This is a genomic window from Frateuria sp. GZRR33 (assembly GCF_051900425.1).
Taxonomy (GTDB): Bacteria; Pseudomonadota; Gammaproteobacteria; order Xanthomonadales; family Rhodanobacteraceae; genus Frateuria_A.
This window is the reverse complement of record NZ_JBHZGK010000009.1, coordinates 1-25,250: the sequence shown is the minus strand read 5'-3', so window position 1 is coordinate 25,250 and position 25,250 is coordinate 1. Positions and strand designations below refer to the sequence as shown.

25 protein-coding genes are annotated in these 25,250 nt (G+C 68.5%); 15 read left to right on the top strand and 10 right to left on the bottom strand.

The genetic code is table 11. The annotated features are described in order from the left end of the window. Positions 1-426 precede the first annotated feature (426 nt). From ACFWZU_RS12335 to ACFWZU_RS12325, 3 genes are read left to right on the top strand one after another with little or no spacing between them, the layout of a single operon-like run. Entirely contained in the window at positions 427-738 is a 312-nt protein-coding gene (locus tag ACFWZU_RS12335; RefSeq protein ID WP_439701811.1) for a hypothetical protein, read from the top strand. Positions 739-741: 3 nt separating this feature from the next. Then, a complete protein-coding gene (locus ACFWZU_RS12330; protein ID WP_439701810.1) occupies positions 742-1,020 on the top strand; it encodes a DUF5985 family protein in 279 nt (92 codons plus the stop codon). Next, positions 1,017-1,283 (top strand): DUF5985 family protein, encoded by a 267-nt coding sequence (locus tag ACFWZU_RS12325; RefSeq protein ID WP_439701809.1) that lies wholly within the window; start codon positions 1,017-1,019, stop codon positions 1,281-1,283. The genes ACFWZU_RS12330 and ACFWZU_RS12325 overlap by 4 nt, the downstream gene beginning before the upstream one ends. 76 nt (positions 1,284-1,359) lie before the next feature. Here the strand turns inward: ACFWZU_RS12325 and ACFWZU_RS12320 are convergent, their stop codons facing one another. The 3 genes from ACFWZU_RS12320 to ACFWZU_RS12310 all read right to left on the bottom strand — a co-directional run bounded on the left by ACFWZU_RS12320 (position 1,360) and on the right by ACFWZU_RS12310 (position 3,886). Then, entirely contained in the window at positions 1,360-1,860 is a 501-nt protein-coding gene (locus tag ACFWZU_RS12320; RefSeq protein ID WP_439701808.1) for a hypothetical protein, read from the bottom strand. After that, positions 1,857-2,987, bottom strand: a complete 1,131-nt coding sequence (locus ACFWZU_RS12315; protein ID WP_439701807.1) for a ribosomal protein uL16 3-hydroxylase — start codon at positions 2,985-2,987, stop codon at positions 1,857-1,859. The genes ACFWZU_RS12320 and ACFWZU_RS12315 overlap by 4 nt, the downstream gene beginning before the upstream one ends. 149 nt (positions 2,988-3,136) lie before the next feature. Further along, entirely contained in the window at positions 3,137-3,886 is a 750-nt protein-coding gene (locus ACFWZU_RS12310) for a sulfite exporter TauE/SafE family protein (protein WP_439701806.1), read from the bottom strand. A 164-nt stretch (positions 3,887-4,050) separates the two neighbouring features. On the opposite strand from ACFWZU_RS12310, the gene ACFWZU_RS12305 reads away from it, so the two are divergent. Genes ACFWZU_RS12305 through sat form a run of 4 tightly spaced genes read left to right on the top strand, consistent with a single transcriptional unit; the run spans position 4,051 to position 9,536 of the window. Further along, a complete protein-coding gene (locus ACFWZU_RS12305; protein WP_439701805.1) occupies positions 4,051-5,868 on the top strand; it encodes an assimilatory sulfite reductase (NADPH) flavoprotein subunit in 1,818 nt (605 codons plus the stop codon). A 2-nt stretch (positions 5,869-5,870) separates the two neighbouring features. Continuing rightward, complete coding sequence (gene cysI, locus ACFWZU_RS12300) at positions 5,871-7,556, top strand: assimilatory sulfite reductase (NADPH) hemoprotein subunit (protein ID WP_439701804.1); 1,686 nt, start codon at positions 5,871-5,873, stop codon at positions 7,554-7,556. Beyond that, positions 7,553-8,275, top strand: coding sequence for a phosphoadenylyl-sulfate reductase (locus ACFWZU_RS12295; RefSeq protein ID WP_439701803.1), 723 nt, complete (start codon positions 7,553-7,555; stop codon positions 8,273-8,275). Before cysI ends, ACFWZU_RS12295 begins: the two co-directional genes overlap by 4 nt. Positions 8,276-8,318: 43 nt before the next feature. After that, positions 8,319-9,536, top strand: coding sequence for a sulfate adenylyltransferase (gene sat / locus ACFWZU_RS12290; protein ID WP_439701802.1), 1,218 nt, complete (start codon positions 8,319-8,321; stop codon positions 9,534-9,536). 266 nt (positions 9,537-9,802) lie between these two features. On the opposite strand, the gene ACFWZU_RS12285 is transcribed toward sat, so the two are convergent. After that, on the bottom strand, positions 9,803-10,795 hold the full coding sequence (locus ACFWZU_RS12285) for a LysR substrate-binding domain-containing protein (RefSeq protein ID WP_439701801.1): 993 nt from the start codon (positions 10,793-10,795) through the stop codon (positions 9,803-9,805). Positions 10,796-11,075: 280 nt separating this feature from the next. Here ACFWZU_RS12285 and cysG point away from each other — a divergent pair, with 280 nt between their 5' ends. Together cysG and cysK are read left to right on the top strand one after the other, a co-directional pair. Continuing rightward, positions 11,076-12,560 carry a siroheme synthase CysG gene (cysG, locus tag ACFWZU_RS12280; RefSeq protein ID WP_439701800.1) on the top strand — a complete coding sequence of 495 codons (1,485 nt, stop codon included), beginning with the start codon at positions 11,076-11,078 and terminating at the stop codon, positions 12,558-12,560. A gap of 44 nt (positions 12,561-12,604) precedes the next feature. Continuing rightward, a complete protein-coding gene (gene cysK / locus ACFWZU_RS12275) occupies positions 12,605-13,585 on the top strand; it encodes a cysteine synthase A (protein WP_439701799.1) in 981 nt (326 codons plus the stop codon). 373 nt (positions 13,586-13,958) lie between these two features. Here the strand turns inward: cysK and ACFWZU_RS12270 are convergent, their stop codons facing one another. Next, positions 13,959-14,348, bottom strand: a complete 390-nt coding sequence (locus ACFWZU_RS12270) for a winged helix-turn-helix transcriptional regulator (RefSeq protein WP_439701798.1) — start codon at positions 14,346-14,348, stop codon at positions 13,959-13,961. 138 nt (positions 14,349-14,486) lie between these two features. On the opposite strand from ACFWZU_RS12270, the gene gstA reads away from it, so the two are divergent. After that, positions 14,487-15,113 carry a glutathione transferase GstA gene (gene gstA, locus ACFWZU_RS12265; protein ID WP_439701797.1) on the top strand — a complete coding sequence of 209 codons (627 nt, stop codon included), beginning with the start codon at positions 14,487-14,489 and terminating at the stop codon, positions 15,111-15,113. Positions 15,114-15,336: 223 nt separating this feature from the next. Here gstA and purB read toward each other — a convergent pair whose 3' ends face one another. After that, positions 15,337-16,704: an adenylosuccinate lyase gene (gene purB, locus ACFWZU_RS12260; protein ID WP_439701796.1), complete on the bottom strand. Its 1,368-nt coding sequence runs from the start codon at positions 16,702-16,704 to the stop codon at positions 15,337-15,339. Between the two features lie 220 nt (positions 16,705-16,924). Here purB and ACFWZU_RS12255 point away from each other — a divergent pair, with 220 nt between their 5' ends. Then, on the top strand, positions 16,925-18,307 hold the full coding sequence (locus tag ACFWZU_RS12255; protein WP_439701795.1) for a class II fumarate hydratase: 1,383 nt from the start codon (positions 16,925-16,927) through the stop codon (positions 18,305-18,307). Positions 18,308-18,395: 88 nt separating this feature from the next. On the opposite strand, the gene ACFWZU_RS12250 is transcribed toward ACFWZU_RS12255, so the two are convergent. The 3 genes from ACFWZU_RS12250 to ACFWZU_RS12240 form a co-directional block, all read right to left on the bottom strand. Further along, on the bottom strand, positions 18,396-18,749 hold the full coding sequence (locus ACFWZU_RS12250) for a TolB family protein (RefSeq protein ID WP_439701794.1): 354 nt from the start codon (positions 18,747-18,749) through the stop codon (positions 18,396-18,398). A 135-nt stretch (positions 18,750-18,884) separates the two neighbouring features. After that, positions 18,885-19,472: a TolB family protein gene (locus ACFWZU_RS12245; protein WP_439701793.1), complete on the bottom strand. Its 588-nt coding sequence runs from the start codon at positions 19,470-19,472 to the stop codon at positions 18,885-18,887. A 148-nt stretch (positions 19,473-19,620) separates the two neighbouring features. Then, positions 19,621-20,709 (bottom strand): TolB family protein, encoded by a 1,089-nt coding sequence (locus ACFWZU_RS12240; protein ID WP_439701792.1) that lies wholly within the window; start codon positions 20,707-20,709, stop codon positions 19,621-19,623. Between the two features lie 237 nt (positions 20,710-20,946). Between ACFWZU_RS12240 and ACFWZU_RS12235 the strand changes: the two genes are divergently transcribed. Next, positions 20,947-21,231, top strand: coding sequence for a hypothetical protein (locus ACFWZU_RS12235; RefSeq protein ID WP_439701791.1), 285 nt, complete (start codon positions 20,947-20,949; stop codon positions 21,229-21,231). Positions 21,232-21,265: 34 nt separating this feature from the next. Here ACFWZU_RS12235 and ACFWZU_RS12230 read toward each other — a convergent pair whose 3' ends face one another. Beyond that, positions 21,266-22,576, bottom strand: coding sequence for a hypothetical protein (locus ACFWZU_RS12230; protein WP_439701790.1), 1,311 nt, complete (start codon positions 22,574-22,576; stop codon positions 21,266-21,268). Positions 22,577-22,721: 145 nt separating this feature from the next. Between ACFWZU_RS12230 and hutU the strand changes: the two genes are divergently transcribed. The 3 genes from hutU to ACFWZU_RS12215 all read left to right on the top strand — a co-directional run bounded on the left by hutU (position 22,722) and on the right by ACFWZU_RS12215 (position 25,006). Beyond that, the gene (gene hutU / locus ACFWZU_RS12225; protein WP_439701789.1) at positions 22,722-24,392 is read left to right on the top strand and encodes a urocanate hydratase; all 1,671 of its coding nucleotides are present in this window, start codon (positions 22,722-22,724) and stop codon (positions 24,390-24,392) included. A 94-nt stretch (positions 24,393-24,486) separates the two neighbouring features. After that, the gene (locus ACFWZU_RS12220) at positions 24,487-24,732 is read left to right on the top strand and encodes a type II toxin-antitoxin system Phd/YefM family antitoxin (protein WP_231348976.1); all 246 of its coding nucleotides are present in this window, start codon (positions 24,487-24,489) and stop codon (positions 24,730-24,732) included. Further along, positions 24,722-25,006, top strand: a complete 285-nt coding sequence (locus ACFWZU_RS12215; protein WP_439701788.1) for a type II toxin-antitoxin system RelE family toxin — start codon at positions 24,722-24,724, stop codon at positions 25,004-25,006. The genes ACFWZU_RS12220 and ACFWZU_RS12215 overlap by 11 nt, the downstream gene beginning before the upstream one ends. Positions 25,007-25,250: the final 244 nt, after the last annotated feature.

Here is a 25,250-nt window from a genome sequence, read left to right as displayed (position 1 = left end):
GTCGAGTCATGGATACGTGGCTGGCCCCGACCATCGAGGCGCAAGCCGTTGAGAGTGCGCTTTCCACACTGAACCCATGCTTCAACCGGTCAACACGATGGGCGGGCGCAACCGACACGGACGTGTCACGGCGCGGCCCGCGCCATGGTGTCCAGGTCAACGCTTCCCCACCGGCACCCCGTTCCAGGTGCCGCATCCGGCCTTCCGGCGCCGCCGCAACATAGCATGGTGGCGGGTTGGCTTCGCGCGAAAGAGTCCATAGAATGCGGGCGGCTAACTGCAGCAGGTCGCTCCGCTTGGGGGATCGGCTTTTGGGGGTTTAAAGGGGGCCCGCGTGATCCGCCAGACAAGGGGGCGAACTTCGGAATGCCATTGGAGAAGGATGTAGCCGGTTTCCTGCGGTCGACATTCCGGTCCATCTGGTCGATGGAACTGCTGTTCCTGCTGCTGCGTGATCCCGCGCGCTGCTGGTCTTCCCCGGAACTGGTCGATGCGCTGCGAGCCAGCGAACTGGTCGTGAGCCAGGCCGTGGAGTCACTCCACGCCGCGGGACTGATCGTGCGCGAGAGCGACGATCTGATCCGCTACGGCCCGGCCTCTGAAGACCTCCACGAACTCGTCGAAGCTTCCCGGGCCTTGTACGTGCGTTCTCCCGACGCCGTGCTGCGGCTGATCATGCGGTCGCGATCCGACAACCTCGTCGCGTTCGCCGACGCCTTCCGATTCCGTAAGGATTAGCGCGTGTCCCAATACTTCGCACCGGCGGTTTACCTGTTGTGCTTCCTGGCCAGCACGGTCTGTGCGGTGATGCTCGGTCGCAGTTTCCACCGTACCCGGGCCGGGCTGCTGTTCTGGAGCGCGCTGTGCTTCCTGCTGCTGGCACTGCAGAACCTGTTGCTGGTGCTTGACCTGATTGTCCTCACGGGCTCGGTCGACCTGGCCGTGCCGCGCGCACTGCTGTCGCTGGCGGCGGTCGCGACATTGCTGTTCGGCTTCATCTGGAACGGGGAAGGGGAATGACGCTTCTGATCTATTTCCTCTCCGGCGCGGTCACGCTCGGCTTCTTCGTCGGCGGCCTGTTCTTCCTCAGGTTCTGGCGGCGTACCGGCGACAAGCTGTTTCTCGCCTTCTCGCTGGCATTCGGCCTGCTGGGCGCGGCCCAGATCGTCATCGCGATGACCAACGTCTACTTCGAGGACCGCAGCGCCGCCTATCTGGTGCGCCTGGCGGCGTTCGCCATCATCATCGTGGCGATCGGCCGCAAGAACCGGAAGGTCCTGTAGGTCCCGCGGCGGGGCTTTCTCTCGCCGCTTTTTCCCGGAAGTCACGAAGGTGGGCCGAAGCCCGCCCTGCAGTCCGCTACAGATCCAGCGGCTGCAGCACGCGCGCCCGCTCGGCTCGCTCCCACATCTCGTCGAACTGCTGGCGCAGCGGAGCCCAGCCTGGGCGGTCGATGCTTGCCGCGCGGCCCTGCGGGCGCTCGGCGTCCGGCTGGAACAGGTAGCCGCCGCCATCGGTGAGCAGGCAGGCGGAAGGGTTGCCCAGGTCGATCTCGTCGACCGGCATGCGCACCTGGATCACGCTGGGCAGCCGCTGCATCAGCAGGATCAGCCGGTGGCCGTCGCGCAGGGCCATGCCCGGATCGCCGAGCAGCAGGCGGATCTGCGCGCCGCGCCCGCAAGTGGCAATGCGGCGTAGCTCGGCCATGTCTTCCGCGCTGGCGTAGAGCGAGTCATCCAGGCGCGGTACGCGGATGTCCACCTGGCGACGCGCCGACGCCAGCAGTGCCAGCCGCGCGGCCGCCAGTTCGGCGGCGTTGCCGGCAGGCAGGGTGGCGTCCGGGGCGGCATGATCCGTCACCGGCGACCCTTGTGGGGAACGAGGTGACCGTCGTTGACCAGCGTCAGCAGCAAGGCGAGGGTGTCGTCGCCGGGCACCGCTTCGAAGGAAAGCGACCGCTCGGCGCACAGGCGCCGGGCCAGGTCGGCCGGGGCGGCATATGCCTGGCCGTTGGCGAACAGCGCGGCTGCGCGCCGGCCGCGGCTCCAGGCCAGCCGCGACCAGGGATGGCGCAGCAGCGTGGCGCCGCCTTCCAGGCGCTTGCGCAGCGCGGCCAGGGTCAGTGGTCTGGCAGGCGGCGCGGGCGTTTGCGCGTTGCGGTAGCGGGTGATGAAGCGGCCGAACCAGTCGCGCAGGCTGTCCTCGTCGAGCGCGCCGGCGAAGGGCAGGGCGCTGCGCAGGCGTTCGAGGGCGGCGGTGTCGATCTCGCCGATCGAGCGCGCGGGCGCGAGGTCGGGATCGGTGTAGCGCTGCGATTCGTCCAGCCGTTCGGCGAGGTAATCGGCCAGGTCGCCGGTGAGTTCCGCCTGCGACGGCGCGCGCATGCCGACCGAGAAGGTCATGCACGGACCGCCGAAGGCGACGCCGTCGTGCGGCACACCCGGCGGGAGGTAGAGCATGTCGCCTGGTTCGAGCAGCCATTCGTGGGTGGGCTCGAAATGCACCAGTTGCTTCAGTTCGATGTCCGGGCGGAAGTCCATCGGCGCGGACGGATCGGTGCTGATCGCCCAGTGGCGCTGCCCCAGGCCCTGCAGCAGGAACACGTCGTACTGGTCCACGTGGGCGCCGACGCCACCGCCCGGCTCGGCGTAGGAGACCATCACGTCGTCGATGCGCCAGCTCGGCAGGAAGCGGAAATGCTCCAGCAGCTGCGCCACGTCGGCGTCCCACTTGTCCACGTCCTGGACCAGCAGCGTCCAGTTGCCGTCGGGCGTACGGGCGAAGTCGGCCTCGTCCAGCGGGCCGGTCTTCACCGACCAGCGCTCGCGCGCCTCGTCGTGGATGATCAGTCGCGACAGCGCGCCCTCTTCGCAGGCCAGGCCACCCAGGTCATCCGGTCGCAGCGGCGGTTGGAAATCGGGAAACGCGTTGCGGATCAGCAGCGGGCGCTTCTGCCAGTAGTCGCGCAGGAATTGCGCGGGTGGCATGCCCAAGGGCTGTTTCGTCGAACCGCGGACTTCGATGGGATGAGCGTTCATCGCGCCATTGTAAGAGCGCGAGGGTCCTGTAGGAGCGCACCCGTGCGCGACCGGTGCATGGCGGTCGCGCACAGGGTTCGCTCCTGCAAGGTGTTGGGCTAGCCGAACGCCTTGACCACGTTGTTGACGCCCAGCCCCAGCACGGCGATCGCCGCCAGCACCGTGGCCACCCGTGCCGGCATGCGCCGCGCGAAGATCGCGCCCACCGGCGCGGCCACGACGCCCCCGGCGATCAGGCCCAACACGGCCGTGCCGTGGCTGAGGCCGATCATCAGCAGGAAGCTCACGCTGGCGGCGATGCTCACCACGCACTTGGCCAGGTGCACCGTGCCGATCACCATCCGCGGCGTGGCGCCGCGCGCGACCAGCGTGGTGACGGTAAGCGCGCTCCAGCCGCCGCCGGCCACCGCGTCGGCAAAGCCCGCGCCCAGGCCGAGCACGGGCGTGCCGCGGGGTACGTCCGGGCCGGGCGGGCGGCCCAGCGCGCCGCGCATCAGCAGGAACACGCCCATGCCCAGCAGGTATGGTGTCAGCGCCAGCCGCATCCAGTCGGCCGGTACATGGACCACGACCGCCGCGCCGATCACCGCGCCGATCACGCCCGGAATGGCCAGTACCCAGAACAGGCGCCAGCGCACGTTGCCGGCAAGCCAATGGCTCAGCCCGGAAGCCCCGCAGGTGAACGCCTCGGCCTGGTGCACGCTCGCGGTCGCGGTGACCGGCGGCACGCCCAGGCCCAGCAGCATCGCCGCGGACGCCACGCCATAGGCCATGCCCAGCGCGCCATCGACCAGCTGGGCCAGCGCGCCGACGGCGGCGAAGGTGAGGAACTCGGCGGGAATCATCATCGATACGCCCGGGCGGAAGGCTGGCTGGAGTATCGAAGGCGCTGCCCACGCGCGGAAATAAGGGGCTGGTATATCCACATGCCGAGCTGTCCTTTCCCTGGCGCGGCCACCGCGCCCTAGATTGTCCGGGCCCTACATTTGGACGTCCAAAAGGACAAGATTACGTGAACGCCCTGGCGGTACCGGAGCCCTTGCCCGTCATTCTCGATGCGGAAAAGACGGCCTTGCTCGCCAGGCTGGCCGATGGCTTGGCACCGGAGCAATTGTATTGGGTCGCCGCCTGGAGCGCCGCGCGAGCCAGCCACGCCCGGCAAGGCACGTCGCACCCTGGTAACCCCGCGGAAACAGCCCGGGCGCAGCGGCTGACCATCCTCTATGGCAGCCAGACCGGCAACGCAAAGCGGCTGGCCGAACAGTTGGCCGCCCGCGGCGAAGCGGCAGGATTGCCGGTGCGGCTGGTGCGCGCCGACGCCTATCCCCAGCGCGAACTGGCCAGGGAAACGCACCTGCTGATCGTGATCAGCACCCAGGGCGAGGGCGAGCCGCCGGATGACGCCCGCGGCTTCGTCGAGTTCGTCCTGGGCAAACGCGCCCCCCGGCTGGCGGACCTGCACTACGCGGTGCTGGGCCTGGGCGATTCGAGTTACCCGCAGTTCTGCGCGATCGGCGGCCTGCTCGATGCGCGGCTGGCCGAGCTTGGCGCGAGCCGTTTCGCACCGATGGGCGAAGCGGACGTCGACATCGACCAGGTCGCCGTTCCCTGGTCCGCCGAGGCGCTGGAGCAGGCGCGCGAGGCGCTGGGCAAGATGTCGTCTCCATCAGCGACACACAGCGCCACCGTGCATGCGCTGCCCACGCGCAGCATGCATTCGCGGGAACAACCCTTCGCCGCCACCGTGCTGGCCAACCAGCGCATCGTGTCGCGTGACAGCGAACGCGCCGTGCACCACCTGGAGCTCTCGCTGGGGGGCTCCGGCTTGCGCTACGCGCCCGGCGACGCGATCGGCATCTGGCCGACCAACCCGCCCGCGCTGGTCGAACAGTGGCTGCAGGCCTTGCGCCTCGATGGCGCCCAGGAAATCACCCACGAGGGCCGCACGCTGCCGCTCGCGCAGTGGCTGGGCCGCGAGCGCGAACTGACCCGGCTCACCCGCGCCTTCGTCGCTGCTCACGCGGCCGCGAGCGGGCATGCGGACCTGATGCGCGTACTGCGCAAGGAGCATGCCGCGTCCTTCGCCGAGCTTCTGGCCAGCCACCAGCCGATCGACCTGCTGCGCCGCCATCCGGTGCCGTGGCGCGCCGATGATCTCGTCGCTGCCTTGCGTCCGCTCACGCCGCGCCTGTATTCGATCGCATCCAGCCCGCGTGCGGTAGGCGAGGAGGAGGTGCACCTCACGGTCGCGCGGGTCGAGTACGAGGCTTTCGGCCTGCCGCACCTGGGTGCGGCCTCCGCCTTTCTTTCCTCGACCGAGGACGACGCCACCGTGCCGGTGTTCATCGAGGCCAACGAGCGCTTCCGTCTGCCGGCCGACGACAGCCGCGACATCATCATGATCGGCCCGGGTACCGGCGTGGCGCCGTTCCGTTCCTTCGTGCAGGACCGTCGCGAGACCGGTGCGCGCGGCCGCAACTGGCTGGTCTTCGGCAACCGTCATTTCACCCGCGACTTCCTCTACCAGGTCGAATGGCAGGAGGCGCTGAAGGGCGGCGCGCTGCACCGCCTCGACCTGGCGTTCTCGCGCGACGGCGCGCACAAGGTCTATGTGCAGGACCGCCTGCGCGAGCAGGGCAGGGAACTTTACGCCTGGCTCGAAGGCGGCGCCCACCTGTACGTGTGCGGCGATGCAAACCACATGGCGAAGGACGTGCACGGGGCTCTCATCGACATCGCCGTCGCGCATGGCGGCCATTCCCCCGACGCAGCCCGCGAGTGGCTCGCCGATCTCCTCACCCAGGGGCGCTACGCCCGCGACGTGTACTGACCATGCCAGCGCTCTCCGAACTCGAACACCTCAAGGACAACAGCCGCCAGTTGCGCGGCTCCATCGCCGACGGCCTGGCCGATCCGGTCACCGGTGCGATCGCCGAGGCCGACACCAAGCTGCTCAAGTTCCACGGCAGCTACCAGCAGGACGACCGCGACCTGCGCGACGAGCGCCGCCGCCAGAAACTGGAGCCGCTCTACAGCTTCATGCTGCGCGCACGCCTGCCCGGCGGCGTGGTCACGCCGGCGCAATGGCTGGTATTCGACCGGCTCGCCCGCGACTACGCGAGCAGCGGCCTGCGCATCACCACGCGCCAGACCTTCCAGTGGCACGGCATCCTCAAGCACGACCTCAAACCCACCATCGCAGCGATCCACCACGCCATGGCGAGCACGATCGCGGCCTGCGGCGACGTACTGCGCAACGTGGTGAGCACGCCGTTGCCGGTGCAGTCCGCGGCGCATGCCGAGGCCTACGCCTGGGCCGCCAAACTGTCCGAAGAACTGGCGCCGAAAACCACCGCCTACCACGAGCTCTGGCTCGACGGGGAAAAGCTGGTTGGCGAACCGGAGCCCGAGCCGCTCTACGGCCGCACCTACCTGCCGCGCAAGTTCAAGATCGGGTTGGCGATCCCGCCGCTCAACGACATCGACGTGTTCGCGCAGGACCTCGGCCTGATCGCGATCGCCGAGGACGGCCGGCTTGCCGGCTTCAACCTGGCGGTCGGCGGTGGCATGGGCGCCACCCACGGCGATCCCACGACCTACCCGCGGCTGGCCGAGGTGATCGGGTTCGTCACGCCGGAGCAGTTGCGCGACGCCGCCGAGCAGGTCATCGCCATCCAGCGCGACTGGGGCGATCGTGGCGAGCGCAGGCACGCGCGGCTCAAGTACACGCTGGACCGCCGCGGCACCGATGCGTTCAAGGCGGAACTGGAGCGGCGCCTGGGCTTCGCCCTGCAACCCGCGCGCCCGTACCGCTTCGAGCACAACGGCGACCGCTACGGCTGGCTGCAGGGTCAGGACGGCCGCTGGCACCTGACGCTGCACATCGAATCAGGCCGGCTCACCGATCGCGGCGACCACCGGCTGCTGACCGGCATGCGCGAGCTCGCCAAGGTGCACAACGGCGACTTCCGCCTGACCTGCAACCAGAACGTGATCGTCGCCAACGTCGAAGCGGCCGACCGCGAGCGCATCGACGCGATCGTCGCCGCGCATGGCCTGGACGACTACCGCCAGCAGAGCGCGATCCGCCGCCACGCCATCGCCTGCGTGGCGCTGCCGACCTGCGGCCTGGCGATGGCCGAAAGCGAGCGTTACCTGCCCACGATCCTCGACAAGCTGGAAGCGCAACTGGGCCGCCACGGCCTGCTCGATGCGCCGATCCTGCTGCGCCTGTCCGGCTGCCCGAACGGCTGCTCGCGGCCGTACCTCGGGGAGATCGCGCTGGTCGGTCGCGCGCCCGGCCGCTACGACCTGCGCCTGGGCGCGGATTTCGCTGGCCGGCGGTTGAATCGTCCCTATCGCGAGAACGTCGACGAGACGGCGATCCTCCACGCGCTCGATGCGTTGTTTGCGCGCTATGCGGCCGAGCGGGTGCAGGAGGAGGGTTTCGGTGACTTCCTGCAGCGCAGTGGCGTGCTGGCACCCCCGCGCCGCATTCCCGCCGAGGTGGTTGCATGAGCGCAGCGTTGCTGCGCCAGGCCGTCGGCGAACCGCAGGCGCTGGCCGACATCAACGCCCACCTGGCTGGGCTCGATGCCGAGGCACGCGTGGCCTGGGCGCTGGAACACGTGCCGGGCGAGCACGTGCTTTCGTCCAGTTTCGGCGCGCAGGCCGCCGTGTCGCTGCACCTGGTCACGCGCCAGCGGCCGTGGATCCCGGTGGTGTTGATCGACACCGGTTACCTGTTTTCCGAAACCTATCGGTTCGTCGACGCGCTCACCGACCGCCTCAGCCTCAACCTCAAGGTCTACCGGGCCGCGATCAGCCCGGCCTGGATGGAAGCCCGTCATGGCCGCCTGTGGGAGCAGGGCGTCGCGGGCATCGATCGCTACAACCAGATGCGCAAGGTCGAGCCGATGCAACGCGCGCTGGCCGAACTGGGCGCCGCCGGCTGGTTCGCGGGGCTGCGTCGCAGCCAGGCCAGCACCCGCGCCGGCGTGGAGTTCGCCGAACACCGCAACGGCCGCTGGAAATTCCACCCGCTGGCCGACTGGACCGACCGCGACGTCGGCCTTTACCTCAAGCGCCACGGCCTGCCGTATCACCCGCTGTGGGAGCAGGGCTATACCTCCATCGGCGACGTGCACACCAGCCACCGCTGGGAGCCGGGCATGGATCCGCAGGACACCCGCTTCTTCGGTCTCACGCGTGAATGCGGCCTGCACAACATCCTCTGAGCCTTGGACTAGCCTAGTCGCCCAGCGACTGGAGGAGGGCCACATGAACGTGACTGCGCTCGCTGCCGACACGGCTGCCACCGATCGCTTGATCGCCCCGCACGGCGGCGTGCTCAAGGACCTTTACCTGCCACCGGCGGAGGCCGAGGCGCTTGGCGCGCGCGCCGGGGGCCTGCCATCCCTGTCACTCAATACCCGCCAGTTGTGCGACCTGGAATTGCTGCTCTCGGGCGCGTTCTCGCCGCTGGAAGGTTTCCTTGGCCGCAGCGACTACAACGGGGTCGTCGAGGAGATGCGCCTTTCCGACGGCACGCTGTGGCCCATGCCGATCACGCTGGACGTGGAGGAGGCGTTCTCGGCCCAACTCTCGCGTGGCAGCGAAGTGGTGCTGCGCGATGGCGAGGGCGTGGCGCTGGCGGTGCTCGACGTGGAGGACATCTACTGGCCCGACCGCCTGCACGAAGCGTTGCGCGTGTTCGGCACCAGCGACCGCACGCATCCGGGCGTGGCCGAACTGCTCGACCGCACCGGCCCGGTCTACCTGGGCGGTCGCGTGCGGGGCCTGCAACGGCCCGCGCATCCGGATTTCGCCGAGCTGCGCGACACGCCGCGGGAACTGCGGGCGTGGTTCGAAGCCAATGGCTGGCGCCGCATCGTCGCCTTCCAGACGCGCAACCCGATGCACCGTGCGCATCGCGAACTGACCCTGCGCGCGGCCGAGCAGGTCGGCGCCCGCCTGCTGATCCAGCCCTCGGTCGGGCGCACCAAGCCCGACGACGTCGACTACTCCACCCGGGTGCGCTGCTACCGCGCGTTGCTCTCGCACTATCCGGAGGGGCAGGCGAAGTTGTCGCTGCTGCCACTGGCCATGCGCATGGGCGGCCCGCGCGAGGCGATGTGGCACGCGCTCATCCGCAAGAACTACGGCGCCAGCCACTTCATCGTCGGGCGCGACCACGCGGGACCGGGCAAGGACGCCAGCGGCAAGCCGTTCTATGGCCCGTACGAGGCCCAGCAACTGCTGGAACGGCACCAGGAAGAACTTGGCATCCGGATCGTGCCGTTTCCGGCCATGGTGTACGCGGTCAACCGCGACACCTATATCCCGGCGACCGAGATCGAGCCCAGCGACGAGGTGCGCGACATCTCCGGCACCGAACTGCGCCGGCGCCTGCGCGAAGGCAGCGAGATCCCGGAGTGGTTCTCCTTCCCCGACGTGGTGAAGATCCTGCGCGAGCGGCATCCGCCCAAGGTGCCGTAGGCAGGCTCCCCCCTGCCCGGAGGGGAGAAGGAGCTGGAGCGTGTCCTGCGGGGGCGGAGCCTCAGGCGCCGTGCGAACGGCCGCTTGCGCGAGCGGCATCCGCCACGCCGTAAACCTGGCTCCCTCTCCCCTCCGGGGAGAGGGAGCTGGAGCGTGTCCTGCGGGGGGCGGAGCCTCAGGCGCCGTGCGAACTGCCGCTTGCGCGAGCGGCATCCGCCGCGCCATAAAACCTGGGGGGAGCTGGAGCGTGTCGGGCGAAGCGAACTTCAGGCAGCGTCCGGAAGTGCCACGGCCCGCTCGCGCCAGTGCGGCGCCTGCGGCCAGTCCGCCGGCGCGTCGTCGCCGGCCAGCGCACGCGCCACGTTCCGCCGATCCAGGTGCGGCGCGAATTGCCGGATGAACTCCAGCACGAACTCCCGTACCACCGCTTCCCGCCGCAGCACGATCCACGTCGTGCATTGCGGGAACAGGTGATCGGCCGGAAGCACGTGCAGGTCCGCGTCGTTCGCCAGCATGGCCATCTCGGCGAGCACGCCCACGCCCATGCCCGCGCGCACGTAGGTCTTGATGAGATCGGCATCGCCCGCCGTCATCGCGATCTGCGGTTCCAGCCCCGCCGTCTCGAACACGCGCCGCAGCGAGGACTCGGGCTTCAGCGAGGAGTCGTAGCTGATCAGCGGTTCGGCAGCGAGCTCGGCCAGCGTCGGCGGCAGCGCCCGCCGCGCCAGGGCATGGCCGCTCGGCGCCACGACCACCCGATGCCAGCGGTAGGCGGGCAGGGCGATACCAACCGACGGTGGTGCGCCGGCGGTGCTGATCACCGCCACGTCCACGCGGCCGGCTTCCAGTTGCGCCAGCACATCCGCGTCCTGGCCCGGCTGCAGGTGCACGCTGACCTGCGGATAGGCGAGGTTGAGCGCGGCGATCGAGCCGGGCAGGGCGAAGCGCGCCTGGGTGTGCGTGGTGGCGATGCGCAACTCGCCGTGCGCCTCGTTGCGCAGGTTAGCGGCGATCGACCGGATGTTGGCCGCCTCGGCCAGGATCACCCGCGCGCGTTCGAGCACCTGCCGCCCGGCGTGGGTGACCGCATCCAGGCTCTTGCCCTTGCGCACGAAGAGCTTGAAGCCCAGCTCGTCCTCAAGCTGCTTGAGCTGCTTGCTGAGGCCGGGCTGCGTGGCATGGACGCGCTCGGCGGCCAGGGTGATGTTGAGCCCGGCGTCGGCGATCGCGACCAGGCAACGGAGTTGGACGAGGGTCATGGCGGGGTACCCGTGTTCGTTCGGCCAGCAGGGATGGATGCGGACGAATCACGGCTACATCGCCCGGACGCTCGCAGGCGCGGGTCGTGATGATTGCGTGGCGGCTGTCGTTCGTTTGACATATTTGGACGTCTATACGTCCAATGATGCACCGTGTCAAGGCAATGTAGCCGCCGCTCCGGTCCACATGCCGTGAAGGCATATGTGGCTGGCGACAAATCATTTGTCGCCTCCGAAGCGGCCGCCTAGCGTGGCCGGACTCCTCCCGCAGGCTGCTCCCTTGAAGCTCTACCCGCTGTTTGCCGATCTTTCGCGTCGCGCCGTGCTGGTCGTCGGCGGCGGCGCCGTGGCCGAGCGCAAGGTGGTGGCCTTGCTGGATGCCGGCGCGCAGGTGACGGTGAACGCCCCCGCGCTGACGCCGCTACTGTGCCAATGGGTGGAACAGGGCGTTGTAGCCTATCGTCCGGAAGCCTTCCGCGAGACCTGGCTCGACCACGTGTGGCTGGTGGTGGCAGCCACCTCCGACCGAGCGACCAACGCCCTGGTCGCCGAGCTGGCCGGTCTTCGGCGCCTGTTCGTCAACGTGGTGGACGACGCACAGTTGTCCAGCTTCCACGTGCCCGCGGTCATCGACCGCGCGCCGCTGACCATCGCGATCTCCAGCGGCGGCCAGGCCCCCATGTTGGCGCGCCTGCTGCGCGAGCGGCTGGAGACCCTGCTGGATCACTCGCTGGGGGCGCTGGCCACGCTGGCGGCCCGGCTGCGACCGCGCATACGCCTGCGTTTCGGCCAGCCGGCCGCGCGGCGGCGCTTCTACGAGACGCTGTTCGCCGGCCCGGTGGCGACCCTGTTGCGCCAGGGCCGCGAGGCCGAGGCGCGCCTTGCCGCCGAGCGTGCATTGGCCGAGGAGCCCGGAACTTCCACCGGATCCGTGGTGCTGGTCGGCGCCGGCCCCGGCGATCCGGGCCTGCTTACCCTGCGTGGCCTGCGCGCGCTCAACGAAGCGGACGTGATCCTGCACGACCGCCTGGTCAGTGCCGAGGTGCTGGCGCTGGCGCGCCGCGATGCGGAGCGTATCGAGGTCGGCAAGCAGGCGGGCAACCACCACGCCACGCAGTCGCAGATCCACGACCTGATGCTCGAGCACGCCAGCGCCGGTCGCCGGGTCGTGCGGCTGAAGGGCGGGGACCCGTTCGTGTTCGGCCGTGGCGGCGAGGAACTGGAGTTCCTGCGCGCCCACGGCATCCCGTACGAGATCGTCCCGGGCATCACTGCCGCGCTGGCCTGCGCCGCCTACGCCGGCGTACCGCTGACCCACCGTGATCACGCGCAGTCGGTGCGCCTGCTCACCGCGCACTGCCAGGCCTCGCGCGACACGCTCGACTGGTCCGCGCTGGCCCAGGAAAAGCAGACGCTGGCGGTCTACATGGGCGTCGCCGAACTGGCCACGCTGCAGTCGAAACTGCTCGAGTACGGTCGCGCGCCGGCCACCCCGTTCGCCCTGGTGGAGAACGGCTCGCGCGCCGGACAGCGGGTGGTGACCGGCACGCTGGCCCAGCTCGCCGAACGCGCCGCGGCCCATGCGGTTCGTTCACCTGCGCTGCTGATACTCGGCGAGGTCGCCGCGCTGGCGGATTCGCTGGCGTGGTTCGGTGCGCCCCCGTTGGGGGCAAGCGTCCACGACATCGGCGAAGCGGGCAGGGCCGCCCGCACTCGCCCACCGGCACGCCAGGACGACGTGCTCGCCGCGCTCCACCAGGCATGACCCTTCGCCGGCGCTCGCCGGCACCCTTCCAGGAGTCAGTACCCATGATCTACGACAGCATCCTCGACACCATCGGCAACACGCCGATCGTCAAGCTGCACCGGCTCGCCCCGAAGAACGTCGAGCTCTACGTGAAGGTCGAGGCCTTCAATCCCGCCGGCTCGGTGAAGGACCGCCTGGCGCTGGCGATCATCCTGGACGCCGAGCAGCGCGGCACGCTCAAGCCCGGCCAGACCGTGATCGAGGCGACCTCTGGCAACACCGGCGTGGCGCTGGCCGCGGTATGCGCGGCGCGTGGCTACCCGTTCGTGGCGGTGATGACCGAAACCTTTTCGATCGAGCGGCGCAAGCTGATCCGCGCCTACGGCGGCAAGGTCGTGCTCACGCCCGCGGCGGCCCGCGGCACCGGCATGGTGGAGAAGGCGGCCGAGCTCGCGAAGAAGCACGGCTGGTTCCTCGCCAGCCAGTTCGAGAACCCGGCCAACCCGGCCTACCACCGGAGCACCACGGCGGCCGAGATCCTGCGCGACTTCGCCGGTCGCCGGCTGGACTACTTCGTCACAGGCTGGGGTACCGGCGGCACCCTCACCGGCGTGGGCGAGGTGCTCAAGGTGGCCCGTCCCGAGGTCAAGATCATCGCCAGCGAACCGGCTGGTGCAGCCATGCTCTCGGGCAAGGAGTGGCAGCCGCACAAGATCCAGGGCTGGACTCCGGACTTCGTCCCTGGCGTGCTCAACCGCGACGTGGTCGACCAGATCCTGCCGGTGGACGACACGCTTGCCCGCGACACCTCGCGCCAGTTGGCGGAGCAGGAAGGCATTTTCGTGGGCCTCTCGTCCGGGGCCACGCTGGCGGCGGCGCTGCAGGCGGCCAAGGGCGCGCCGGAAGGCTCGGTGCTGCTGGCGATGCTGCCCGATACCGGCGAGCGTTACCTGTCGACGTTCCTGTTCGAGGGTGTCAACGAGGGCTCGGACGAGGTGGAGGGCGCAGGCTCCTCGCTTGCCGCAAAGGCCACGGCGGCCTGAGGTCGAGGCACCGCTGCCACGCGTGCTCTTGCTTGGATCCTCCTCCCCAAGGGCGAGGGAGCTGGACGCTCGAATAGCGCGGCGTTGAGCTTGGACCCTCCCCTCCGGGGAGAGGGAGCCGCAGTGCAACGCCGCCCGGTCCCGGGTTTGAACCTCTCCCCTCCGGGAGAGGGAATGCAACGCCGCGAGCTTGAACCCTCTCCCCTCCGGGGAGAGGGCAGGGTGAGGGGCCGGGGCTCGCCCGACCGTTCGGGTGGTCGGAAAGCGGTGCCGTCGGCCTGGCAGGAAACGAGCCATCCGCGCAAGCGCCGCCCCTCACCCCAACCCTCTCCCCGGGGGAGAGAGAGCTGCAGTGCAATGCCAGTAGCCCACTTCAGGCAGCCCGGCGTCCCCGCACCTTGGTGCTTCGTGCCCCCAGCTCCCACTGATCGATCAGCTTGCGACCCACGCGCGCCAATGCCTCGATCGCCGGCAGCAGTTCGCGTCCCAGCGGCGTCAGTGCGTACTCGGCCGAGGGCGGCGAGGTATCGAGCACTCGCCGCGTCACCAGCCCACGCGATTCCAGCTCGCGCAGACGCGCACTGAGCACGCGCGCGGAGATGCGCGGGATGTCGTGGCGCAACTCGCCGAAGCGACGCGGTTCGGCGCTCAGGTACCAGATCACGTTCGGCGCCCATGCGCCGCGCAGAAGCGCCAGGCTTTCGGTGAGCGGGCACGCCGGCGGCGGCGCGGCGACCTTGCTCTTGCGTACGGGCAGGCCCATGGAGGCGTGTCCTCGGTAACCGTGGAGATACCACATTCTGGCACTAATCCATGGTTAGGTGGTATCCATCAGTAACCTTCAAGGGCTAGGATGCGCGCCACGTCCAAGGACGTCCCACCCCACGAAGGAGAGTCATCCATGAAGCTCTACTACATGCCCGGCGCCTGCTCGCTTTCCCCGCACATCGTCGCGCGCGAAGCCGGCATCGACCTTCAGCTGGTGAAGGTCGACGGTGCGACCAAGCGCACTGAGGACGGTGCCGATTTCCTGGCGATCAACCCCAAGGGTTACGTGCCGGCGCTGGAACTGGACGACGGCCAGTTGCTGACCGAAGGGCCGGCGATCGTGCAGTACCTGGCCGACCTCAAGCCCGCCTCGCGCCTGGCGCCTGCCAACGGCACGCTGGCGCGCTACCGCCTGCAGGAAGTGCTCGGCTACATCAACTCCGAGATCCACAAGTCCTACAGCCCGCTGTTCAAGCCGGACACGCCCGAGGCGACGCGTGAGGAGCGCAAGGAGTACCTGCGCAAGCGCTATGCGTTGCTGGAAAGCGCGCTGGCGACGCATCCGTGGCTGCTGGGCGAGCAGTTCACCGTGGCCGACGCCTACCTGTTCACGGTGACCAACTGGGCGCGTCACGTGAAGCTGGACCTGTCCTACTTCCCGGCGATCCAGGCGTTCCAGCACCGTATGCTGGAGCGGCCGGCGGTGCAGGCGGCGATGGACTTCGAAGGGCTTGCGCGTCGGGCCACCGCGGCCGCCTGAGCGTTGCTGGTCGGGGGAACGCGTCCCCCGACTTCGCTCGACACGCCCGGAAGGAAACGGCGGGTTGTGGCGAGCAGCGCGCGAGGGTCGACCGGTCACCGGACCCCTCTTCCGGCGGAAGAGGGGTTTTTTGCTGACCCTGCCCAGGTGAAGTCGATCCTGCCCCTAGTAAGGGCGGCTATCAAAGCCGCCCGGGGCGTAGCGAAGCGCGCCGGGGGAGCGATCAAACGTCCCGAGCCAACCCCTCGGCCAGCCCGACATAGCCGCCCGGCGTCAGCTCCAGCAGCCGCTGCTTCGCCTCGGCGGGCAACGCCAGCCCCTCGATGAACGTCCGCATCGACTCCCGCGTGATGCCCTGCCCACGCGTTAGCGCCTTCAACTGCTCGTACGGCTCCGGCAACCCGTAGCGGCGCATCACGGTCTGCACCGCCTCGGCCAGCACTTCCCAGCTCGCGTCGAGATCGGCAGCCAGGCGATCCGCATTCACCGTCAACTTGCCCAGACCCTTCTGCAGCGACTCCAGCGCCACCACCGTATGGCCGAAGGCCGTACCCAGCGCGCGCAACACGGTCGAATCGGTCAGATCGCGCTGCCACCGGCTGATCGGCAGCTTCTCGGCAAAATGCCCCAGCAGCGCATTGGCCAGCCCGAAGTTGCCCTCGGCATTCTCGAAGTCGATCGGGTTGACCTTGTGCGGCATGGTCGAGGAGCCGACCTCGCCCGCCTTCAACGCCTGCTTGAAGTAGCCCAGCGAGATGTAGCCCCAGATGTCGCGCGCCAGGTCGATCAGGATGATGTTGGCGCGGCGCACCGCATCGCAGTACTCGGCCACGCCGTCATGCGGTTCGATCTGCGTGGTGTAGGCGTTGTAGTCGAGCCCCAGGCTCTCCACGAAGCGCCGCGAGAACGCACGCCAGTCCAGCTCGGGATAGGTGATCGCGTGGGCGTTGTAGTTGCCCACCGCGCCGTTGATCTTGCCGGGAATCTCGACACCGGCCAGCTGCGCGCGCTGGCGCTGCAGGCGCGCCACCACGTTCGCCAGCTCCTTGCCGAGCGTGCTGGGCGAGGCGGTCTGGCCGTGCGTGCGCGAGAGCATCGGCAGGCCGGCGTTGGCGTGGGCCATCTCGCGCAGGCGGGCGATGAGACGATCGAACATCGGCAGCAGCACGCCCTCGCGCGCATCGCGCAGCATCAGCGCGTAGGACAGGTTGTTGATGTCCTCGCTGGTGCAGGCGAAATGCACGAACTCCTTGGCCTGCGCCAGCGCCGGGTCCGCGCCGATGCGCTCCTTGATGAAGTACTCGATCGCCTTGACGTCGTGGTTGGTGGTCGCCTCGATCGCCTTCACCCGCTCGCCGTCCGCCACGCTGAAGTCATTGGCAATCGCGCGCAGCTGATCGACCTGGGCGCCAGAGAAGGGCGGCAGCTCGACGATGGCGCCCTCGGCGGCCAGCGCCAGCAACCATTCGATCTCCACCTGCACGCGCCGGTGCATCAGGCCGAACTCGCTGAAGATCGGGCGCAGCGCCTCGACCTTGCCGGCGTAACGGCCATCCAGCGGCGACAGGGCGGTAAGGGCGTGGGTGGACATCGGCATGGGTTCCGGCAAGGGGAAACGGGGCATTTTACATCCCGCTTTCCATGGGTGCCCGCGGTTCTTCCCCTCGCGTCTGTAGGAGCGCCCTTGGGCGCGACCTGGATGGCGGTCGCGCCCAAGGGCGCTCCTACAGGGCCCGGTGTTTGTCCAGAGTTGTTGTGCCCGACTCCACGCGGCCCAACCTATAGTGGCCTGACTTCCCGAGGAATTGACCATGGCCGACTTCCGCACCGAACACGACAGCATGGGCGAACTCAAGGTCCCCGCCGACGCGCTCTACGGCGCCCAGACCCAGCGCGCGATCGACAACTTCCCGATCTCCGGCCTGGCCCTGCCGCGCGACTTCATCCGCGCTCTGGGCCTGATCAAGGCCGCCGCGGCGTCGGCCAACCTGGCGCTGGGCCACCTGAAGAAGGGGCAGGCGGCGGCGATCCGCAAGGCTGCGCTGGCGGTGGCGGAAGGGCGGTACGACGCCCAGTTCCCGATCGACGTGTTCCAGACCGGCTCCGGCACCAGCACCAACATGAACGCCAACGAGGTGATCGCCCATCTCGCCGCACAGGGCGGCGCCAAGGTGCACCCCAACGACCACGTCAACTACGGCCAGAGCTCCAACGACGTGATCCCCACGGCGATCCACGTGAGCGCCACGCTGGCCACCAGCGAGCGCCTGCTGCCGGCGCTCAGGCACCTGCAGAAGGCCATCGACAAGCGCTCCCGCGAGCTGAAGAACGTCCCCAAGACCGGCCGCACCCACCTGATGGACGCGATGCCGGTGACCTTCGGCCAGGAGCTCTCCGGCTGGTCCGCGCAGATCGGTTCGGCCATCGAGCGCATCGAGGATGCCTTGAAGCGCATACGCCGCCTGCCGCAGGGCGGCACCGCGGTCGGCACGGGCATCAACGCCGATCCCAAGTTCGGTCCCGCTGTGGCGCGCGAACTGAAGACCCTGACCGGCGTGCGCTTCGAGTCGGCCGGGAACTTCTTCGAAGGCATGGCTTCGCAGGACGCGGCGGTCGAACTCTCCGGCACGCTCAAGACGCTTGCCGTAGCGCTGATGAAGATCGCCAACGACCTGCGCTGGATGAACTCCGGCCCGCTGGCCGGCCTGGGCGAAATCGAACTGCCGGCGCTGCAGCCGGGCTCCTCGATCATGCCCGGCAAGGTCAATCCGGTGATCCCGGAAGCCACCGCCATGGTCGCCGCCCAGGTCATCGGCAACGATGCGGCGATCACCCTTGGCGGCCAGTCGGGCAACTTCCAGCTCAACGTGATGCTGCCGATGATCGCCTACAACCTGCTGCAGTCGATCGACATCCTGGCCAACGTCAGCCGCCTGCTCGCCGACAAGGCGATCGCCGGCTTCAAGGTGAACCGCGAGCGCGTCAACCAGGCGCTGGCGATGAATCCGATCCTGGTCACCGCGCTCAATCCGGTGATCGGCTACGAGAAGGGCGCGGCCACCGCCAAACAGGCCTACAAGGAAAAGCGCCCGATCATGGACGTGGCGCTGGAAACCACCGGCCTGTCGAAGGACGAGCTGAAGAAGTTGCTGGACCCCACCGCGCTGACCCGCGGCGGCATCCACGGCGAATAGCGCGCTCCGGCACGGACCGCATTGGGATCCAGCCCATCGCTGGCGGGAAAGGCGGGGCGGCCGGGAGGCCGCCGCCCCGTCGAACCATTTACGGATGGAACCACGCGTGCTTGTCCGCGACGCCGTTGGTGACGTTCCTGGCGGTCCTGTCGCGCAGGTCGATCATGCGTACCCACTGGTTGTTGCCGACCTGATCGAACAACAGGCGCGTGCCGTCGAAAGACCAGTCGGAAATAGCCGTGATGCTCACGTCGGGATTCGTCTGCGCCGGCGCCGGATGCACGTTGCTCCCGTCCGCGCGCATCAGGTAAACGCGGGCATTCGAGCCCAAGGTGTCGCCACGGAGGAAAGCGATCTTCGAGCCGTCCGGCGAATACATCGGGTCGCCGCCAAAGGTCGAGAGCGGCGTGCGGGTGTTGCTGACGAAATCGAGCGTGTACATGGGGTTGCCGCCGTACACCCCATGCTGGTTGTCAGGTGCGATGGCAAGATCGCGGTCGTACGAGTTGTCGAAGACCTGCGCGGCGAGCTTGACCGCCGCACCGGTGGAAACATTGACCCGATAGATGCTCGAGTATCACATCACCGGCTCGAGTCCGCCCTCGTCACCGGCCGCCTCGATCAGGATGCCGTTGCCGCTGGGCGTCCAGTGGAAGAGCGAAAGCAGGATGCTCCCGTGCTGCCCGGATTCGTGTGGCGGGCAGAACACCACGTGCTGTTGCGTGCCATCGGGTCGAACCGTGGCGAGACAACTACCGAGCGCGAAGGCGATGACGCCGTTGGGCCCCCACGAGGGCTGCGAGTGCAGGGCATCGCCGGTGGTGATCTGATGCAGCGACCCGCCCTGGCGATTGACCACGTAAAGCTGGGATGTATAGGTCGGGCTGCCGATCGCCTGGTGGATCAGCTCGTACACGACCGAGGCGCCGCCGGGCGACCAGCTGGCGCCATGAATGTCGAATCCGTAGGTCACCGGCGCCAGCGTCACGACGTTCTGCCCCGACGGCTTCACGCGGTAGAGCTGGCTTCCAAGGGCGCCATCGAAGCGGAAGACCTGACGGGTGAACAGGATCGAGGCCGTGGAAGTCTGTGCGAACGCGGACGACGCACCCAGGGCAGTGAGCAGAACGGCACAGATGGAACTGGCTAGCTTGTTGGTTTTCATGGTTGATGCTCCCGGACGTTAGTCCCCCTCATTCGGGGCGTGCGGTCGCGTCCGGCCCGCAAACGCAGGCTCCCCTGCCGGGCTGGATCAGCACGGATGTTCGGCCAGCGAAGTGGGGGCGACCTGGCAGCCGCCCCCGGCAAGCGGCTTACGGATGGAACCAGGCGCGCTCGTCCGCCACGCCGTTGGTGACGTTCCTAGACGTCTTGTTGCGCAGGTCGATCATGCGCACCCATTGGTTGTTGCCGACCTGGTTGAACAACAGGCGCGAGCCATCGGCTGACCAGTCGGAGATCGAATTGTTGTAGACGTCGGAGCGGGTCGTCTGCGCAGGCGCCCGGTGAACGTTGCTGCCATCGGCGCGCATGATGTAGATCCGCCACGTCTGGATATCGGACTCGTACTTGAGAAACGCGATCTTTGCGCCGTCGGGTGAATAGACCTGATGCAGGCCATCGGTCGGAAGCGGCGTCAGCGTGTCGGTCGTCAGGTCGATGGCTTGCATCGGGGCGCCGCTGTACACACCGTGTACCCGATCAGGCGAGATCGCCAGGTCCCTCTCGCCCCCGTCGAACACGTGCGAGGTGAGCTTGACGGCCGCGCCGGTGGAAACATTGACCCGGTAAATCTCCGAGTACCACTTTTCCGGCTCGAGCCCGCCTTCGTTCGCTTCGGCCTCCAGCAGGACGCCGTTGCCGCTGGCCGTCCATCGCAACACGTGCACCCAGATGCTCCAGGACTCGCCCGGCACACCGACCGGGCAGAACACGATGTGCTGGCCGGTGCCGTCGCCGCGGACGGTCGCCAGACACTGGCCATGGCCCTTCTGGGTGACAAACGCGATCACGCCCTTCGGTCCCCACCAGGGGCTCACCTGCAGGCCGTCGCCGGTCGTCAGCTGCCGCGGTGAGCCGCCTTGCCGGTTGACTACGTACAGATGCGCGCCGCTGTACCTGTCGTTTGTTTCCCGTGCGCCCATCTCGAACACGACGGAGGAGCCACCCGGCGACCACGAAGGGTTGGCGATGTCGACCCCGTAGGTGACCGGCACCAGCGTCGTCAGGCCCTGGCCGGACGGCTGCACGCGGTAGAGCTGGCTGCCGTGGGCGCCGTCGAAGCGGTAGATCGGCCGGGTGACGAGGATCGAGGCGGTGGAGGTCTGTGCGGCAGCGGTCGACGCGCCCAGGGCAGTGAGCAGAAGTGCACAGATGGAGCCGGCAAGCTTATGGTTTTTCATGGGTGATGCTCCCTTGCGGTAGTCCCCCTGGTTCGGCTCGTGCGGTCTGGTCCGTCCCGCTTCAAACGCGGGCTCCCTGTCGGGCTCGGATCGCCACGGGTGTTCTGGCGGCGCGGAATAGTGCTTCGGATTCCGTGAGCGTTTTGCGTACGTTCATGTTCAGCTCGCTGTCTAGACAGCTTTCCGGCCGAACGGCTGCCTGGTTGGCCGCGGGCGTGGTCCCCGCCGATTCGGCGAATGGCGGTGGACAAGGAAATCGCGCCGTCCGTCGTCATCGCCGCGCAGTGGCTGAGAGCGACTTCCATGGAAGGGTTCGATGACAGCCATGGCCGCGGCAAACCGGCGATCGAGCAGCCACGGGCTGGCGCGGGTCACCCTGGCGGACGGCACGGTTATCTTTGCGTGCACCGGCACCGCCACCCGCGCGAACCGCAAACCTCCGCCGCGCAATGTGCCCAGCCCGCGACGGCACAGGTGGCCTTCCGCGCACCATCGCCCTCGCGCGATGAGACGGTGGGCTGACGACGACCGTGCGACCCGCGTGGATCCCGATCGGTCAGTGGCCGCCCCGGGCAACGGTCCAGTCACCCTTGCGCGGGCCGGGTGCCACGCGCCAACCCGCTGCCAGCTTCATCGTCCAACCCTGGCCGTGCAGCTCGTCATCCCCCGGCTCGCCCTCGGGCGCGGCCACGGTGAGCAGCGTCCAGTCGGGCGCCATCAAGGCGCCGCCATCGACCGTGATCGAGCCCCAGTCGTCGATCACCTGCATGGTGGGATACACCGTGCCCGCATCACCAAGGGGCACGAGGTTGCTCGGGTTGAACTGCACCTTCATGTGCTTGAGCGGCAGCTTGAGCACCGGCCCGGTCACCAGTTGCGCGGTGTACCTCGCCGCCTGCCGCGCACGGGCTTCGGCGCGCGCATGCTCGCTGGCGAGCAGGGCAGGGCCGTCGTAGCGCGCGGCCAGCTTCTGGACGTCCGGCGTGGCGCGCATGTCCACATGCAAGGCCTCCGCCAGCATGCGCGCGGGCGAGCCGCCCTTGACGATCGCCTTGCGCCAGCCGGGCCGATAGCGATCCAGCAGGATGCCGTACGCCGGCCCGCTGGGGTACGCGAACGAGCGCGCGAACGTCGCATCGTTCTTCGGATGCCAGATGAGGTCCCAATGCGCCATCGCCACCTGTTCGGCCGGCGTGCGGTTGCCGACCATCACGCCGGTGTATTCGGCCAGGCCTTCGTTGCGCTCGAGCGCCGTCTCGGCCTGCTCGGCCTCGGGAAACGTCTGGTAGCGCGCGGCGCGGAAGGCCAGCGCATCGGCGGCCCGCGCACGGCGCTCGGCATCGGTCTTCGCCGCCAGCGCCGCATCGAGCGCACGCCACTCCAGTTGCACCGTGTAGCGGCCTCCGAGCGTGTCCAGGTGCGGGGCATCACGCCCGCCCGCGGGCAAGCCCAGGCTGTCCTGGATCCGATGGAACGCCTCGTGCGCCATCATCGTGCGGCGTACCGGCGCCTCCTCCGGCAGCGGCCAGAGCATCTCGCTCCAGTGCACGCCCGCCCAGTCCAGCGCGGTGTTTGCGATGGTCTGGCTCGTGGGCAACGCGCCGACGTACACGCCGCCCTTGGCATGCAGGCGGCCTTCGCCATCGGCCTGGTTCGCCACCACGCGCCGCGATGCCGGTTCCACCAGCAGCATCGGCCCGCACAGCGACTTGCCCCACAGCCATGCGCCATCGGACCGGCACTGCTGCGCGGCCTCGTCGAAATAGCGGTGGGCGAGGGTGGCATCGATCGTCGGCGCATCGGCGCGGCTCACGGCGGGCGCCAGCGCCAGCAGCGCGAGCCAGGGCATAGCGGATCGAAGCAACATGCGCGTCTCCGGGGAGGAACGATCGACAGCCTGCCGCGCGAGTCTAGCGCCGCGTTCGCCCACCACCCCGTGCCGCCCGTCACCCCCGAAAGCACCCCCAGCCCCGCTGGCTATACTCGGCCATCTGCCTCAAGGAGAGCCGGCCATGAACGCCCCCACCCGCATCGACACCACCCGCACCATCCGCGCCCCGCGCGGCAGCGAGCTCACCTGCAAGAGCTGGCTCACCGAGGCGCCGTACCGGATGATCCAGAACAACCTCGACCCCGAGGTGGCGGAGAACCCGGCGGAGTTGGTGGTCTACGGCGGCATCGGCCGCGCCGCGCGCAACTGGGAATGCTTCGACGCCATCCTGCGCAGCCTGCGCGAGCTCAACGACGACGCAACCCTGCTGGTGCAGTCCGGCAAGCCGGTCGGCGTGTTCCCGACCCACCCGGACGCCCCGCGCGTGCTCATCGCCAACTCCAACCTGGTGCCGGCCTGGGCCAACTGGGAGCACTTCAACGAGCTCGATAGGAAGGGCCTGATGATGTACGGCCAGATGACGGCCGGAAGCTGGATCTACATCGGATCGCAGGGCATCGTGCAGGGCACCTACGAGACCTTCGTGGAGATGGGCCGCCAGCACTACAACGGCAGCCTCAAGGGCAAGTGGATCCTCACCGCGGGCTTAGGGGGCATGGGCGGCGCGCAGCCGCTGGCCGCGAGCCTGGCCGGCGCCTGCTCGCTCACCATCGAATGCCAGCAGAGCCGCATCGACTTCCGCCTGAAGACCCGCTACGTCGACGAGCAGGCCACCGACCTGGACGACGCGCTGGCGCGCATCGAGAAGTACACCAAGGCGGGCGAAGCCAAATCCATCGCGCTGCTGGGCAACGCGGCCGAGGTGCTGCCCGAGCTGGTGCGCCGCGGCGTGCGCCCCGACGCCGTCACCGACCAGACCAGCGCGCACGACCCGGTCAACGGCTACCTGCCGCTCGGCTGGACGGTGGAAGAGTGGTTCGAGCGCCGCAAGAGCGACCCCAACGGCACCCGCGACGCCGCCAAGCGCTCGATGAAGCAGCACGTGGAAGCCATGCTCGCCTTCCACGAAAAAGGCATTCCCACCTTCGACTACGGCAACAACATCCGCCAGATGGCCAAGGACGAAGGGTGCGAGAACGCCTTCGCCTTTCCGGGGTTCGTGCCCGCGTTCGTGCGGCCGCTGTTCTGCCGGGGCATCGGCCCGTTCCGCTGGGTCGCGCTCTCGGGCGACCCCGAGGACATCTACAAGACCGACCAGAAGGTCAAGGAGCTAATCCCCGACGACAAGCACCTGCACAACTGGCTGGACATGGCCGAGCAGCGGATCAGCTTCCAGGGGCTGCCGGCGCGGATTTGCTGGGTGGGGCTGGGGCAGCGGCACAAGCTGGGGCTGGCGTTCAATGAGATGGTGCGGAAGGGGGAATTGAAGGCTCCGGTGGTGATTGGGCGGGATCATCTGGACTCTGGATCGGTGGCGAGTCCGAATCGGGAGACCGAAGCGATGAAGGATGGCTCGGATGCGGTGTCCGACTGGCCGTTGCTCAATGCGATGCTCAATACCGCCGGTGGGGCGACGTGGGTTTCGCTGCATCACGGTGGTGGGGTGGGGATGGGTTACAGCCAGCACTCGGGGGTGGTGATCGTGTGTGATGGCAGCGAGGCGGCAGACAAGCGGATTGCGCGGGTGTTGTGGAATGACCCGGCCAGCGGTGTGATGCGTCATGCGGATGCCGGCTACGACATCGCCATCGAGTGCGCAAACGAGCAGGGCTTGAACCTGCCGATGATCTGAGCCCCGCGCTCCCTTGCGGCGGTCAGCATGCCTGGCCGCCACTTGAAGCCCATCCGTCTGCGTGCCATATTCGTCCCCGAATTTGGAGACGAATATGGAAGCCATCCTGGCCGGCGCAAGCATCAGCATCACCGAGCTCAAGCGCAACCCCAGTGCCGTGATCGAGGCGGCCGACGGCGAGTCGGTCGCCGTGCTGGTGCACAACAAGCCCAGCGCCTATCTGGTCCCTGCGGAAACCTACAAGCGCCTGCTGGACCGCCTGGAAGACCTGGAGCTGGCCGAACTGGTGCGCCAGCGCAAGGGCGAGCGCCGGGTCAAGGTCAAGCTCGATGACCTATAGCCTGGAGTTCGTCGAGTCCGCGCTCAAGGAATGGCGCAAGCTTTCCCCCGACATCCGCGCGCAACTGAAGAAGAAACTGACCGAACGGCTGGAGCACCCGCACGTGCCCGCCGCGCGGCTGCACGGCATGCCCGATTGCTACAAGATCAAGTTGCGCGCCTCCGGCTATCGGCTGGTCTATCAGGTGCAGGACAAGGTGCTGGTGGTGACCGTGGTGGCGGTCGGCAAGCGCGAGCGGGGCCTGGCCTACCTGGCGGCGAAGGAGCGGCTCTAGCCCGGTCAGATCGCAAGCGTGCACCGCGCGGGTTGGGCCTGCCGGTCACATCTGTTTCAATGCCGGGTAGCTGCCTGCGCAGCCATCTTTCAGGGGATCGTCGAGTGTCGAAGTACGCCCGTAAGCTCCCCCGTTAGGCAGACATCTCGAAAGTAGAACTTTCTGGCATCGTTCCCGAGCCAGGAGGTTCCATGAAGAAGTCGAAGTTCACCGAGACGCAGATCGTCTCGATCCTCAAGCAGGC

Excerpts from the sequence above, each read along its gene's own strand:
- ACFWZU_RS12220 (WP_231348976.1), top strand. The coding sequence starts at position 24,487 with ATGGAAGCCATCCTGGCCGGCGCAAGCATCAGCATCACCGAGCTCAAG.
- ACFWZU_RS12285 (WP_439701801.1), bottom strand. The coding sequence starts at position 10,795 with ATGACCCTCGTCCAACTCCGTTGCCTGGTCGCGATCGCCGACGCCGGG.
- hutU (WP_439701789.1), top strand. The coding sequence starts at position 22,722 with ATGAACGCCCCCACCCGCATCGACACCACCCGCACCATCCGCGCCCCG.
- ACFWZU_RS12255 (WP_439701795.1), top strand. The coding sequence starts at position 16,925 with ATGGCCGACTTCCGCACCGAACACGACAGCATGGGCGAACTCAAGGTC.
- ACFWZU_RS12235 (WP_439701791.1), top strand. The coding sequence starts at position 20,947 with ATGGCGGTGGACAAGGAAATCGCGCCGTCCGTCGTCATCGCCGCGCAG.
- ACFWZU_RS12270 (WP_439701798.1), bottom strand. The coding sequence starts at position 14,348 with ATGGGCCTGCCCGTACGCAAGAGCAAGGTCGCCGCGCCGCCGCCGGCG.
- ACFWZU_RS12215 (WP_439701788.1), top strand. The coding sequence starts at position 24,722 with ATGACCTATAGCCTGGAGTTCGTCGAGTCCGCGCTCAAGGAATGGCGC.
- ACFWZU_RS12295 (WP_439701803.1), top strand. The coding sequence starts at position 7,553 with ATGAGCGCAGCGTTGCTGCGCCAGGCCGTCGGCGAACCGCAGGCGCTG.
- ACFWZU_RS12315 (WP_439701807.1), bottom strand. The coding sequence starts at position 2,987 with ATGCCACCCGCGCAATTCCTGCGCGACTACTGGCAGAAGCGCCCGCTG.
- cysK (WP_439701799.1), top strand. The coding sequence starts at position 12,605 with ATGATCTACGACAGCATCCTCGACACCATCGGCAACACGCCGATCGTC.
- sat (WP_439701802.1), top strand. The coding sequence starts at position 8,319 with ATGAACGTGACTGCGCTCGCTGCCGACACGGCTGCCACCGATCGCTTG.
- ACFWZU_RS12240 (WP_439701792.1), bottom strand. The coding sequence starts at position 20,709 with ATGAAAAACCATAAGCTTGCCGGCTCCATCTGTGCACTTCTGCTCACT.
- ACFWZU_RS12325 (WP_439701809.1), top strand. The coding sequence starts at position 1,017 with ATGACGCTTCTGATCTATTTCCTCTCCGGCGCGGTCACGCTCGGCTTC.
- ACFWZU_RS12310 (WP_439701806.1), bottom strand. The coding sequence starts at position 3,886 with ATGATGATTCCCGCCGAGTTCCTCACCTTCGCCGCCGTCGGCGCGCTG.
- ACFWZU_RS12230 (WP_439701790.1), bottom strand. The coding sequence starts at position 22,576 with ATGTTGCTTCGATCCGCTATGCCCTGGCTCGCGCTGCTGGCGCTGGCG.
- gstA (WP_439701797.1), top strand. The coding sequence starts at position 14,487 with ATGAAGCTCTACTACATGCCCGGCGCCTGCTCGCTTTCCCCGCACATC.
- ACFWZU_RS12335 (WP_439701811.1), top strand. The coding sequence starts at position 427 with ATGGAACTGCTGTTCCTGCTGCTGCGTGATCCCGCGCGCTGCTGGTCT.
- ACFWZU_RS12245 (WP_439701793.1), bottom strand. The coding sequence starts at position 19,472 with ATGAAAACCAACAAGCTAGCCAGTTCCATCTGTGCCGTTCTGCTCACT.
- purB (WP_439701796.1), bottom strand. The coding sequence starts at position 16,704 with ATGTCCACCCACGCCCTTACCGCCCTGTCGCCGCTGGATGGCCGTTAC.
- ACFWZU_RS12250 (WP_439701794.1), bottom strand. The coding sequence starts at position 18,749 with ATGTACACGCTCGATTTCGTCAGCAACACCCGCACGCCGCTCTCGACC.
- cysI (WP_439701804.1), top strand. The coding sequence starts at position 5,871 with ATGCCAGCGCTCTCCGAACTCGAACACCTCAAGGACAACAGCCGCCAG.